General features: G+C 52.5%; 10 protein-coding genes. 7 read left to right on the top strand and 3 right to left on the bottom strand.

Annotation, left to right across the window (positions count from 1 at the left end; translation table 11 throughout):
• Nucleotides 1-10 precede the first annotated feature (10 nt).
• From ACR9FF_RS29445 to ACR9FF_RS29415, 7 genes are all read left to right on the top strand, one after another.
• A complete protein-coding gene (locus ACR9FF_RS29445; protein ID WP_435167646.1) occupies nucleotides 11-1,804 on the top strand; it encodes a sensor histidine kinase in 1,794 nt (597 codons plus the stop codon).
• Nucleotides 1,797-3,398, top strand: a complete 1,602-nt coding sequence (locus ACR9FF_RS29440; RefSeq protein WP_435167643.1) for a response regulator — start codon at nucleotides 1,797-1,799, stop codon at nucleotides 3,396-3,398. The genes ACR9FF_RS29445 and ACR9FF_RS29440 overlap by 8 nt, the downstream gene beginning before the upstream one ends.
• 207 nt (nucleotides 3,399-3,605) lie before the next feature.
• The gene (locus ACR9FF_RS29435; protein WP_435167640.1) at nucleotides 3,606-4,526 is read left to right on the top strand and encodes an ABC transporter permease; all 921 of its coding nucleotides are present in this window, start codon (nucleotides 3,606-3,608) and stop codon (nucleotides 4,524-4,526) included.
• Between the two features lie 13 nt (nucleotides 4,527-4,539).
• On the top strand, nucleotides 4,540-5,418 hold the full coding sequence (locus ACR9FF_RS29430) for a carbohydrate ABC transporter permease (protein WP_435167637.1): 879 nt from the start codon (nucleotides 4,540-4,542) through the stop codon (nucleotides 5,416-5,418).
• 86 nt (nucleotides 5,419-5,504) lie between these two features.
• Complete coding sequence (locus ACR9FF_RS29425; RefSeq protein ID WP_435167634.1) at nucleotides 5,505-7,208, top strand: hypothetical protein; 1,704 nt, start codon at nucleotides 5,505-5,507, stop codon at nucleotides 7,206-7,208.
• Between the two features lie 150 nt (nucleotides 7,209-7,358).
• Entirely contained in the window at nucleotides 7,359-8,105 is a 747-nt protein-coding gene (locus ACR9FF_RS29420; protein ID WP_435167631.1) for an ABC transporter ATP-binding protein, read from the top strand.
• Nucleotides 8,102-10,069: an FtsX-like permease family protein gene (locus tag ACR9FF_RS29415; RefSeq protein WP_435167628.1), complete on the top strand. Its 1,968-nt coding sequence runs from the start codon at nucleotides 8,102-8,104 to the stop codon at nucleotides 10,067-10,069. The genes ACR9FF_RS29420 and ACR9FF_RS29415 overlap by 4 nt, the downstream gene beginning before the upstream one ends.
• Before the next feature lie 60 nt (nucleotides 10,070-10,129).
• On the opposite strand, the gene ACR9FF_RS29410 is transcribed toward ACR9FF_RS29415, so the two are convergent.
• The 3 genes from ACR9FF_RS29410 to ACR9FF_RS29400 all read right to left on the bottom strand — a co-directional run bounded on the left by ACR9FF_RS29410 (nucleotide 10,130) and on the right by ACR9FF_RS29400 (nucleotide 13,351).
• Entirely contained in the window at nucleotides 10,130-11,122 is a 993-nt protein-coding gene (locus ACR9FF_RS29410; RefSeq protein ID WP_435167625.1) for a sensor histidine kinase, read from the bottom strand.
• The gene (locus tag ACR9FF_RS29405; RefSeq protein WP_435167622.1) at nucleotides 11,119-11,790 is read right to left on the bottom strand and encodes a response regulator transcription factor; all 672 of its coding nucleotides are present in this window, start codon (nucleotides 11,788-11,790) and stop codon (nucleotides 11,119-11,121) included. The genes ACR9FF_RS29410 and ACR9FF_RS29405 overlap by 4 nt, the downstream gene beginning before the upstream one ends.
• Nucleotides 11,791-11,890: 100 nt before the next feature.
• A complete protein-coding gene (locus tag ACR9FF_RS29400) occupies nucleotides 11,891-13,351 on the bottom strand; it encodes an MDR family MFS transporter (RefSeq protein ID WP_435167619.1) in 1,461 nt (486 codons plus the stop codon).
• Between the last annotated feature and the right edge of the window lie 18 nt (nucleotides 13,352-13,369).

The raw sequence follows: 13,369 nt of genomic DNA, 5'->3' as shown, positions 1-13,369 counted from the left end.
AAGAGGGTTTATGCGGTTTTTTCAGAACTGGAGCGTAACTTCAAAATTTGTGACCATCTATGTATCGATCCTGCTGGTCTCGCTCTCCGTTACGGGATACATGCTGTACCGTCAGGCCTTCCAATCGGCAATTGCACAGGCACAGACGGTGATGGAGCAGAATCTGCTGCAGACAAAAGCCAGCGTGGAAGAGAAAGTGAAGCTGACGGAGAACATTTCCCAGATTATCGCTTTTGACGCGAGAGTGCAGACTTTTCTGGATAGTGATTTTATTAACGAGAGCTTTCAGCTGCAGGATTACCGCGACAACATCATGCCGATTATCGATAACATCATGAGGCAGAACGCCAATATTCATTCGATACATGTCTATATGAGCAATCCCACGATTCCGGAGCTGTATGGAGGATATGACGGCTTTTACGCCATGAACCGGATTAAAGGCGATTCCATGTATCAATCGATTTTGCATAATGCCGGCATCCAATCGGAGTGGCATAGTCTGCATAAGGAAAGGCTCTTGCTCATGAAGCCCGGCATAACGGCCAAAGCCGATGTGCTTTCCTATAATCGAAAAATTTTCTCCAATCGCGATTACGGTATTTCCGGCCTGGTGGAGATAGAAATTACGCAAGACGAGCTGTTTAAGGCGGTGAAGGATTCCATTTCAGGCCATTTGGGAAGCGTATTCATCGTAGACAGCGGAAACCGGATTGTCTCGAACAACATTCCCGGCACTTACGGGCAGAATGCCGATACGGTGGGACTTGCCGGGCTGCTGGATAACGGCCGGATCAATAAGCTTGCAACGGTGCAGGGGACACGGTCGATTGTTATTTCCATTCCGGTTACCGGTCCGAACCTGCGGGTCGTTGGTGTGTTCCCGGTAAGCCATGTGGTAGAGAAGGTCAGTCATTCCATCCGCACAATGCTGGTCATCCTGACCGCTGCACTGCTCTTGCTCAGCCTGCTTGTGTACTTCGTAACGGTTAAGCTCTTGTCCCGGATGAAGCCGCTGCTCAAAGCAATGAAGCAGGTACGGGAGGGCTCGCTGGATGTATCCGTGCCTGTCGTGTGGAATGATGAATTCTCGCAGATGGCGCTTAGCTTCAACCATATGACGGGACGGATTCATGATCTGGTGGAGAAGGTATACAAGTCGGAGCTGCTTGAGAAGGAAGCGGAGCTCAAGGCGCTGGAATCGCAGATTAACCCGCATTTTTTGTACAATACGCTCGCTACGATCTCCTGGGTATCCCGAAAGGCAAAGGCGCCGGAGGTTGCCCGCATCTCCGATTCGCTTGCGAAGTTCTACCGGCTGGTGCTTAATAAGGGCAGCTCGGAGACGCTGATCGCAAACGAACTGGATATGGTGAAGGCGTATCTGGCTATCCAGAAGTTCCGGTTCGAGGACCGATTTGACGCTGTCTTCGAAGTAGATGAACGGGTGAGGGAATATATAACGGTCAAAAATATTTTGCAGCCGCTTATCGAAAATGCGCTCGTTCATGGCATAGAGCCGAAACGGTCTCACGGCACCATTATTATTAAAGCTTATCTGGAGGACGGGCAGGTCGTGCTCCGAATTATCGATGACGGCGTCGGGATGCCGGCTGACCGGAAGAGGGATGTGGTGGAAGGAAACCCGGTAAGCTCTGAAGGAAGCGGGTACGCGATTGCGAATATCAGGAAACGGCTGCAGGCTTATTATGGGGAACACCACCAGCTGGAGCTGTTCAGCAGGACAGGAATCGGCACGGTTATCACGATTTCTTTTGCAGCGAGGAGGAGAACGGATGTTTAAAATGCTTATCGTAGAGGATGAACGGTGGGAACGGGAGGGCCTGGTTGAGTTTCTGGATTGGCCTGCACTTGGAATCGGCAGCATCGATACGGCCTGCGACGGTATTGAAGGACTGGAGAAAGCGATTGAGCTGGAGCCGGATATCATCATTACCGATATTCAAATGCCCGGCATGAACGGAATCGAAATGGCGAAGCAAGTCCGGGAGAAGCTTCCGGATACCCATATCGTTGTTCTGACCGGCTACGATGATTTTCAATTTGTCCGCGATGCCTTGCGGTTTAGCGCTGTAGATTATCTTCTGAAGCCCGTGGAGGAAGAAGAGATTCAGAAAACGATGCAAAAGGTCGTTCGGCACTGTGAAGATACACGCCGTTCGAGACTGGACGAAGAACGGCGGCAGCATGGGGCCGAGGCTGGCCGTCGTGTCGCCCTCCAGCAGGCGTTGGGCAGATTGCTCGCCGGAAGCCGGGAAGGCGAAGACGATCTTCGTGATGCTCTTTCGAGTGATGCGGTTAGCTCCCTGCCTCTTCCTGCCGGTTATGCGGTCTGGGCTATAAGGGCGCCGGCAGCAGGCGAGCCTGCCGGTACAGACAGGCTGGAGGATTGGGCTGAAGAAGCGCTGGGCCGGCCGGTTATCGCATATGCGGCAGGCGAGCCGCATGGCTTGGAGTATGCCCTCATATTCCGGATGGAAGAAAAAGAGCAGCAGCGGGAGCTGGCGGAGCGACTCTTGAAGCAGCTGTCCCTAATCGCGGATGAGAGTGGCTGGATGATAGGCCAAGGGACAGCTGCCCGGCTATTGGCCCAGGCAGAGGTCTCCTATCGTCAGGCAAGTCAGGCCTTGAGGTATGCGGTATGGGCGGGGCGGGATAGCGTATGCGAGGTTGGGGAGGAGGAGGCTGCAAAGCAGCAGTTTGCTTTGCACGCCGATGAGTTCACCCGGCAATATAAAGAGCTTAGCAAGCAAGTCCGCAGCTCACTGGGCAGCGGCCGAAGCGATGAAGCGGAAGCTGCGGTTGAGCGGCTGTTCGCGCTTGCCGCCGCCTATCCGGGTGCCGGACGGGCTTATATCGGGAACCTTTTTGCCGACTTGATCGGCAGCCTCAGAATGCTCGGCGTACCAAGAGGACAGGGCGCCTCTGCGGGAAGCGCCCAGGACCTGGAGGACCTGCTTGCCTGCCAGAGCCGGGAGGAGATGAAGCGGTACATCATCACCGTTATCGGGAGGTTCGCGGAGCAATTAAACGAGAAGCGGGAGCATAAGGATGATTACATCGTGAACCGGGTTCTGATGCTGATCGAGGAGCGGTATGGGCTGACGGATCTGAATTTGCCTTATTTGGCGGCTGAAGTATTTGTATCCCCGAATCATCTGGGGATGCTGTTCAAGAAGAAGACGGGCAAGACTCCGCTTGCCTATATCCAGGAATACCGGCTTGCGAGGGCCGAAGAGCTGCTCCGAACGACCAAGCAGCGTGTATCCGTTATTGCGGAGCGGGTTGGAATTCCGAATACCTCTTATTTCGGGACGTTATTCAAGCAAGCTTACGGCATGACCCCAGGCGATTATCAGGAAATGACGCAGCGATAAATAGGAATGCCCCAGTGCCGGAATGGCAGCTGGGGCATTTTTTCGTACAGCCATTTACGCTCGAGGGGGCGTAACCGACCATGAAAGACAGCGCTTTCAACTTTCGTTGAATTTTAATACCCGCGTTCGTTTTTTGCATATCCGGCCGGAAAGGCAGTTCCTATAATGGAGTTAGGTCGGTAACGAAGCTTAGAAAGGAAGTCGACTATGAACTCACAACGAACTTTATCGAAAAGGCTCTGGCTGCAGCGGTATTTGCTTATTCTGACTCTGCCGGCTGTCCTGTGGATGGTTATTTTCAACTATATTCCGATGTATGGCGTCATCATTGCCTTTCAGGAATACACGCCGTTCAAAGGATTTATACACAGCCCTTGGCTTGGTTTTGACAACTTCAAGGAGCTGTTCGCGGATCCGACGTTCCGTGAATCCCTGACCAATACGTTCAAGATCAGTATTGCGAAGCTGGTATTCGGTTTCCCGGCACCGATTATTCTCTCCCTGCTCCTTAATGAGCTGGCGTTCAAACGGTTCAAACGGATTGTGCAGTCGCTGACGTATCTGCCTTACTTCGTATCCTGGGTATTGGTCGTTGGCTTTATGTATACACTCCTTGATCCGGAAACCGGCGTTGTAAGCAAGCTGCTCGTTAAGCTTGGTATTATTGGAAGCGATGTCATGCTGATGGGCGATGCTCACTCGTTCCTGTCGCTGGTCGTCATCACGGAGATTTGGAAAAATGTCGGCTGGAACTCGATCATTTATCTGGCGGCCATCGCCGGCATTGATCCGCAGCTCTATGAAGCTGCAGTGGTAGATGGCGCGAGCCGGTTCCGGCGCGTGTGGCATATTACGCTTCCGTCTCTGAAGCCAACCATTATTATTTTGCTCATCCTATCGATCGGCGGACTTGTGAACTCGAACTTCGACCAGATGTTCCTGATGCAGAACTCGATGACGCAGGATGCGGCCAACGTACTCGCTGTCTATTCGTACAAAATGGGACTCGTATCCGGAAGATTCTCGTATGGCACGGCAATCGGACTGTTCCAGTCGCTTGTGGCGTTCGTGCTGATGTATGCTGCCAACTATTCGTCGCGCAAGCTTACGAAAGAAAGCTTGTTCTAGGAGGAGACAATGAATGATAAAAGCATCGCAAAGCTGGAGCGGAAGAAGCTTCGATACATTAAACGTCATCTTGATGCTAGGCCTTTGTATCGTCACGCTATATCCGTTCTACAATATCGTCATTACGTCATTTAACGATCCGACGGATGCAGCCCGCGGCGGTATTACGTTCTGGCCGCGCGTCTTTTCGGTTGATAATTACCGGATTGTGTTCCGGGACGAGAACATGCTGCATGCGTTTATTATTACGATCGCCCGCACGCTTCTCGGTACGGCAACGGCCGTTCTATTCACCGGGGCGTTTGCCTACGGCATCTCGAAAACGGAATTGATCGGACGCCGGTTCTTCCTAATGATGGCCATTATGACCATGTATTTCAGCGGCGGCATTATTCCTTACTATCTTGTAGTCGCGAAGTATCTTCACCTGAAGGAAGATTTCCTTGTCTATATCATTCCGAATCTGTTTAATGTGTTCAACGCGATTATTATGCTGACGTTCTTCCGAGCCCTTCCGAAGGAAATCGAAGAATCGGCGAAGATCGACGGCGCGAACGACCTGCGGATCTTTTTCCAGCTGGTGCTGCCTGTATCGAAGCCGGTTCTGGCGACTATCGCCCTGTACAATGCCGTATCCCATTGGAACTCCTGGTACGATGCGATGCTGTTTGGAGGAGATAAGCTCCCGACCCTTCAGCAGATTCTGATGCAGATCATCAGCTCGAACAGCAACGTCAGCCAGCTTGCCAGTCAGCTCGGGTTTGGCGCGGTGTCCGCGGCTTCTCTGAAGCTGGCGACGATGGTGATTACGACGCTGCCGATCGTATTTACGTATCCGTTCGTCCAGAAATATTTTGTACAGGGCGTTATAATCGGTTCGGTAAAAGGGTAATGATGGCTTTGGCTTTAAGGGCTTCGGCCGTTTAAAGTATATGGAGTTGAAGAGGGCAGTCTATAAACTAGAGGAGGTCATTTAAGATGAAGGGGAAAGGCATTCAGGCATTAGCTACGGCAGCTCTTGTATTAACCGTGCTTGCGGGCTGCGGCTCGAACAATAATGCGGACAACGCGGCGAACAATGCGGCGGCATCCAATAACGCGGCGGCTACAAACTCGGCAAACAGCAGCGATACGCAGACGGGACCATCGTGGAAGAAAGACACGTCGCCGTTTACGTTCACGCAATATTTCTATGGCAACTGGGCTTCCAGCTACTTATGGAAAGATCAATACGCGATGAAGCTTGCCACGGAGAAAACCGGCGTAACGGTAGACCGCAAGCTGGCAACCGGCAGCGACGATGACTATCTGAACACGATGATCGCATCCGGGGATCTGCCCGATACGATTATGCTAGACTGGAACAACCCTGCCGTAAGCAAGCTGATTCAGAATGACATGGTCTATTCGATTGACGAGCTGATTGAGAAATACGCGCCGGATTTCAAAGACCAGCTGGATCCGGATATGGTGAACTATCACTCCATTGACGGCAAGCTTTGGTACCTGCCGAATCTGTATGAAACAAGCGACCGTCTGAAAAGCGGGGTTCCAATCGTTGCGGTACGTCCTTGGTTCATCCGTTCCGATATTTACAAGGCCATCGGAAGTCCAAAGATCGAGACCACGGACGATCTGATGAATGCGCTTAAGCTTGCGAAGGAGAAATTCCCGGAAGTGAGTCCGGTTGGCGTTGAGTTCTTCGATGTTGCCAAGAATGGGTTTGGCGGCAGCAATTCCATGGATTACCTGATTGATTCCTTCTCTCCTCACCTGCTTGAAGAACGCGTCAAGGATGACCGGCAAATCGTGGAGTACCCGATGCGCAACAAAGGCTTTATTGATGCTTTCCGTTACATGAGCCAGCTCAGCCGCAACGGTCTGTTTGACCCGCAGCTCTTGATCTACAAGCAGGAGCAATATGAGGAGAAGCTGTACGGCGCGCAATATGCGGTAGCTTCCCAGTTCATGAACAACATGTATGCGATGTACAATCCGAAGATTGAAAGCACGGTCGGCGCGGATCAGAAGTATACGATCCTGGGCGGATTGAAGGCGAACGGCCAAGATCCGCGTTATCCGGCTTCCCGTCTGATGGGCTGGCAGGGCTTCTTTATTACGAAGAAAGCGAAGGACCCTGAACGGATTATCCGCTGGGCGGAGTATGCTTGGTCGGAGGAAGGCCAATTGGATATGCGTTACGGCAAAGAAGGCGAAACCTACGATATGGTGGACGGCCTTCCGAAATACAAGCAGGACATTCTCGACCTGTCGATTAAAGACAACGCCGCCTTTAACGCGCAGTACGGCTTCAATGATTCCACGCTTCTCTTCAGAGCGGGCAAGCTGTGGGATGATGCTGCGGCACGCGATCTGAAGGAAAGCCAGCCGGAGCAATACGAAGCAAGCAAGCTGCTTGAGAAATATAACTTCGACAACTATTCGCTTGGCATGGAAAACCTGGAGCCGGACGGCTCCACGCCGGAAGGAACCATTAACTCCAAGATCAAGGATCTGTGGAACAAAACGATTCCGAAGCTCGTCTTGTCCAAAACGGATGAAGAGTTCGATTCCGTCTACAACGGCTTCCTGAAGCAAATGGATCAGGTTGGTGCTGAGAAAGTAGAGAAGGTGATGTATCAACGCCATCTGGATGATCTGAAGAAAAAAGGAATTCAATAAAGCAACGTCTGACGGGCTGCCGGAACTGCCGGCGGCGTGAAGATATAACCGGCATCGTGACAAAAACGTCACCTGGAACGATCTTACTTCGATGGATGCCTCTCTCCGATCTGTTTATATTAAAGATAGAAAGAGGAGAGGGGCTTTGGGATGGAGACGGTTATCCAGACGAAAAACTTATCAAAGAGCTACGGGGCTACTCCCGTATTGAAAAACATTGATCTGACGGTCCAGCCAGGCGAGCTTACGGCGATCATGGGGCCTTCGGGATCGGGCAAGTCAACGCTGATGAACGTGCTTTCCACGATTGACCAGCTTAGCGGCGGCGAGGTATGGATTGAGGGGAAGTCGCTGCTTGATATGAAGAAGAAGTCGCTACGCCAATTCCGGCAGGAGCGGATGGGATTTATTTTTCAGGATTATAATCTGCTCGACACGCTGACGGTGAAGGAGAATATCCTGCTGCCCCTGTCGCTGCGCCAATATAAGGCAGCGGACATGGAGGCGCGGCTTAAGCCGATCGTTGAAGCGCTCCACATTGAAGGGCTGCTCGATAAATATCCGAACGAAATTTCCGGCGGGCAGAAGCAGCGCGTAGCCTCGGCGCGGGCGATTATTACGGAGCCGGCGATCGTATTCGCCGATGAGCCGACGGGCGCACTCGACTCGCGCTCGGCGACCCAGCTGCTCGAGCAGCTTGTATCGCTTAACGCGGCTTTTAACACAACCATTCTGATGGTTACGCATGACAGCTATGCGGCGAGCTACTGCAAGCGGGTTATTTTCCTAAGGGACGGGGCAGTCGTAAGCGAGATTTACGCGGGTGAGCAGAGCCAGAAGACTTTCTATGAGCGCATTCTGGAGACGCAAAGCCTCATAGGGGGCAAGCTGCGATGAGCCTGTTCGATCTGACGATCCGCAATGTCAAACGCAACTTCCGCCTGTATTCCATTTATCTGATGTCCATGATTATCGGCGTTATTATTCAATATACGTTCTCTTCTCTTATGTACAACAAAGACATTATCGATGCGCTGCAGAATCGGGAGCTGTTCCGGACCGGGGTAGCCATTGCGTCCGTCGTTATCTTCCTGTTCATTATTTTCTTTATTCTGTATGCCAATTCGTTCTTCATGCGGCAGCGGAAAAAAGAGTTCGGCATGTATCTCCTGTACGGCCTGAACGAGCGGCAGCTTGTGCGGATGATCTTTTACGAGACGCTTGTCATGGGCGCGATTTCGCTGGTTGTCGGCATTCTGCTCGGCGGGCTGCTGTCGAAGCTGTTCGGCATGCTGCTTATGAATCTCATGCAATACGATCAGGTCATCTCGCTGTCTTTCCCGATTGGAGCCATGGCGACGGCTGCCGGGGTTATCCTATTGATTGCGTTGATCGTCAGCGCGCAAAGCTACATTCTGGTTAACCGCGTGCAGCTGACGGAGCTGTTCCATGCCAAGCAAAAGGCCGAGAAGCCGGTTCGCGTATCCCCCGTGATGGCGGTTCTGGCCGTTCTGTTGATCGGCATCGCCTTGTTTCTGATCTGCAGCGGTCAATATTCGGCCGTCTGGCAGGATTACGGGGTTTTCAGCTTGATTGCTACCGCCATAGGCATCGTTGGAGGGACGTATCTGTTCTTCCGCCAGTTTGCCGGCTGGCTGCTTCAGCTCATCAGCCGCGGCGGCAAGTACCATGAAGGCAATACCGTGCTGTGGACGTCCTCGCTCCGTTTTCAAATCCGGGGCAACACGCTGAACCTGACGTTTATCTCCTTGTTCAGCGCGGTTATAGTAATGCTGCTCTGTTTTGTGACGATCAACTACAAGGTGCAGTTCGAAGCGGTTGGCAGGAATGTGCCGAATTCGATCGCGTACGAATCTCTTGATTCGGCAACCAATCAGAAGATTGATGAGATGATCAAGGGCTCCGATCATGACATCCACTATCATCTGAAGCCGGAAGCTTTGGTTGTGGAACCGGTGACGGAGCGCGGCATCGCATTCGATAACCCGGAGTATTATGTTCCAGGCCTATGGCTGATCTCCCAGAAGGACTACAATGAGTTAATCGGTCTGCGGGGCGATAAGCAAAAGGTAGAGCTGAAGGGAATGGAGGCCGTTGCCCTCTCCCAAGGCTCGGATTTCCCGAAGCGATACTCCGCTGGAGAGACGCCTGACTTCAAGGTAAAAGCCGTTGGCGGGAAGACCTTTACGATCGTGGAGAAAAAGGACTATGCCTATCTAGGCTGGGCAACGGACCCGGTCCTGTCCATGGACAAGAAGCCTCCGGTATTTGTTATTTCGGATGAGGCTTACGGGCAGCTAAGCGGCGGAACGGAGAAAAAAGGCTTTGAGATTTACGGGCTATCGGACGCCAAAAACGCGGAGGAATTATCCAAGCAGGTTCATGGCATGGTTGTCGACCACAACAAAGCAGCGTACTACTCCTCGTTCGCCGATATCTATTCGAAGCAAATCGAGAGCTCGTCCCTGCTGCTGTTTGCCGCCGGCTTCCTTGCTCTGATCGCGACCTTCGCGCTGGCGAGCGTCATCTACTTCAAGCAGCTGCGCGAAGCCACCGACGAGAGGCTTCAATATGCCATCCTGCGCAAAATGGGCATTCACAACCGCCAGTTCCGGAGCGTCATCCGCAAGCAGCTGCTGTTTGTATTCCTGCCGCCTATCGTGCTTGGGATGCTGTACAGCTGGACGATTATCAAGTATTACATTCTGGACTCGGTAACGGATTTCCCGGAGCTGCCGGGCATCGTGTGGAGCATTATCGGGGTATTCTTCTTCATTTATCTGGTGTTCTACGTCTCATCGGCCAACCTGTATTACCGGATTATCAATCAGAATCCTTAGCCTGCGCAAAGGGCTGTCCCATCGTCAATTCATGACGTGTGGGACAGCCCTTTGTTTTCTCTACTCTTGCCGCTGAAGCGTATTCAAATAAGGATCATGATGCTTCGGAAAATGAATCGTGAACACCGAGCCGCTGCCCGGCGCGGATTCGCAGGTGATGAAATGCCCCAGCTTTCTCGACAGCTCCTGGGCCAGATATAACCCCATACCCGTCGACTTGGCAAACGTGCGGCCGTTTAATCCCGTAAATCCCCTATTGAAGATTCGGGGCATATCCATGGCATCAATGCCGATGCCGTTATCCCGCAGAATGAGCAGCTTCTCCTCCTGGGTAGAGGCCGCCTTTACACTGATCTCCCCGTGATCCCTTGTATATTGCAGGCTGTTCGTTATGATCTGGTTAATAATGAACAGCAGCCATTTGGAATCGCTTTGGACGACGGTGGACGGGAGTTCGAGCCGAACGCGGATTCTTTTCGAGATAAAAGACTTGGAGTGGGCTTTGATGACATCCTTGACGAGCGGCTCCAGGTCGCAGTTCACCATCTCATAGTCTTGATTGAAGCTGTCGAGCTTCGCATAATACAAGGCCTGATCGACATAATGCTCGATCCTTGACAGCTCCTCGTTCAGGCTTTGCGGGTCCACCTCGGTCTGCTGCATCAAGCGAAGAACGGAGATCGGCGTCTTGATCTCATGGAACCAGGATATGATGAAGTCGTAATATTCCTTTTGCTTCGCCTGCACCTCGTTCAAGGACCGGATATGGGCGTTGCCCGATTCCTCCAGCGTATCCCGGTAAGCCTCCGCCTCGAGCGACAAAGGCTCGGCGTCCTCGCTTTGCATCCGGCGGATCGCCTGAAGATTCCGCGTATAGCGATAGGCGGTAAAAGCAGCAAGCCAGAGCACAACCAGCGTTAGCGCGTAGAAGAAGGTCGGCCAATGCCAGGACGACTGCGGATCCGTGGCGAATACCGCAACCGTCAGCAGAAAAGCGATGCCGTATAATAGAAAATAAGGCCGTTCGTATTTCAGGAATCGCCAGAAGCTCATTCGATGATATACCCCATTCCTTTGCGGGTCGCGATAAAATCCTCCAGCCCAAGCATCGTAATCTTGCGGCGCAGCCGGTTAACGTTGACCGTCAAGGTATTATCGTCGATAAACTGCTCGTCGTTCCACAGCACCTGCATCAGATCATCGCGCGAGACGATCTTGCCGATGCTGCGCATCATCGTCTGCAGAATAATAAACTCGTTGCGCGACAGCTCGGCAGTCTGGTCCCCATACTGCACGGAGGAATTCGACAGATGGAAAAAAAGCTGCCGGTGCGACAACTGCAGGTTGTCGTCCTGATACGTATAATTGCGGCGGAGCAGCGCGCTCACCTTTGCCACCAGCACTCCAAGGTCAAACGGCTTCTGCACGAAGTCGTCCCCGCCCATATTAATCGCCATAATGACGTCCATATTCTGATTGCGGGATGAAATAAAAATAATCGGCACCTTCGAAGCCATGCGGATTTGCTGGCACCAGTAAAACCCGTCAAACACGGGCAAATTGACGTCAAGCAGCACCAAATGGGGCTGTGCGGCCTCGAACTCCCCAAGCACGTTGTCGAAGGACGTCAGCTCGATCACTTCATACTGCCATTTGCGTAACGCATCGGCGACAATCCGCCGAATCTTCTCGTCGTCTTCAATGATCATAATCCGAAACAACGGCTTTACCTCCTGCTCCACGCGGGCTTGTATAAGGTAAATTATATCATTTTCAGACGGCGAAAGCCCCTCTATACCGATATAGAGGGGCTTTCGGATATCATTTGGAAACGGTCGCAGCTGCCTTTTTGCCGCTGATGCGGGAGCGGGAGCTCAGAACAACAATAAACGGAATCGCAACAACCGTAACGACGCAAGCCACGATAAACGTATCGTTCATGGCGAGCACGGAGGCAGTCGCTTGCAGGGACGTTTTCACCGTGCCGCTTGCGCTAGCGTTAAGGTCCGCGTAATGAGTCTGCGTCCGGACCGAATAAACCGAGCTGAATATGCCGATCGCGAAGGAAGCAATGACCTGGCGAAGCCAGTTCGTAATCGCGGAAGCATGACCGGTAGACTCCTTCGGAATGGCGCTCATCGAGAGCGTCATGATATTCGGGGACGAGAAGCCTAGCCCGACATAACGACAGATCATCCAGCCGATGATAAACGCGTAGGACGTTGTCAGGGATAGACGGCTGAACGCCCATGTCGCGATGATGAGCAGAAAGGCGCCGCCAAGCAGCGGATATTCCGGACGTATTTTCCCGTGCAGCCGCCCCGACAATAGAGATGCCCCTATCATGAGCAAAGCGCCTGGCAGCATCATAAGCCCTACCGTCAAGGACGAGGAGCCAAGGGCATTTTCCATATAGATTGGCAGCAGGAAGGCCCCCGCGTACAAGCCAATGGTCAAAATGCAGTTGACGACTATGCCAAAGGCGAAGGTCGTGTGCCGGAAAACCCGGAGATTAAGGAGAGGCGTCTTCGCCGTCAGCTCCCGCCAGATGAACAAGGCAATGCTGACTACGCCAAGCGTCATCCATAGGATTCCCCAGCCGGAAAACCAGCCGATTTTATTCCCTTGCGTGAAATACATCATCAGGGATGTGCTGCCCGTTACGGCGGTGAGCAGCCCGGCTAGATCCAGGGAGCTGCCTTTGTTGGCCTGCTGCATCGGCAGGTAACGGGAAGCCAGCGCGATTGCCAATAGCGCAAGCGGGATGTTCATGAAGAAGATGGCCTTCCAGCCGTAATACTCCGTCAGCAAGCCGCCAAGGGTTGGGCCGATAGCCGGAGCGAACATGCTGGCTACGCTCCAAAGACTGACGCCAAGCGCTTGCTTTTCCGCCGGAACCGCCTGATAGACGATCGTTAACGTTGCCGGCAGAATCGCCCCACAGAATAAGCCTTGCATAATCCGGAAGACGATCAGGGAGCTGATGTTCCAGGAGCAGCCGCACAGGATAGAGCAAATTAAAAAGCCGACTAACGAGAACATATAAAGTCGCTTATAGCTGATTTTATCTCCCAGATAACCAACAATAGGGGCGATGGACCCCATAGCGAGCATAAAGCCGGTTGTTACCCACTGCGTATCGTTCAGGTCCGAATGAAGATCCTTCATCATGAAGGGCAGGGCAACCGTTACCGTTCCCGAATTCAAGATCGAAGAGAAGTTGCCGAAAAAGATCGCGAGTATAACAAGCCAGAACCGGCTGCCGTCTTGCTTCGCATTCATAAAAAACCTCACACTCCA

It is taken from the genome of Paenibacillus glycanilyticus (assembly GCF_051200795.1).
GTDB lineage: Bacteria > Bacillota > Bacilli > Paenibacillales > Paenibacillaceae > Pristimantibacillus > Pristimantibacillus glycanilyticus.
Note: the sequence above shows the minus strand (reverse complement) of the source record. Positions and strands in the feature narration are given on the sequence as shown.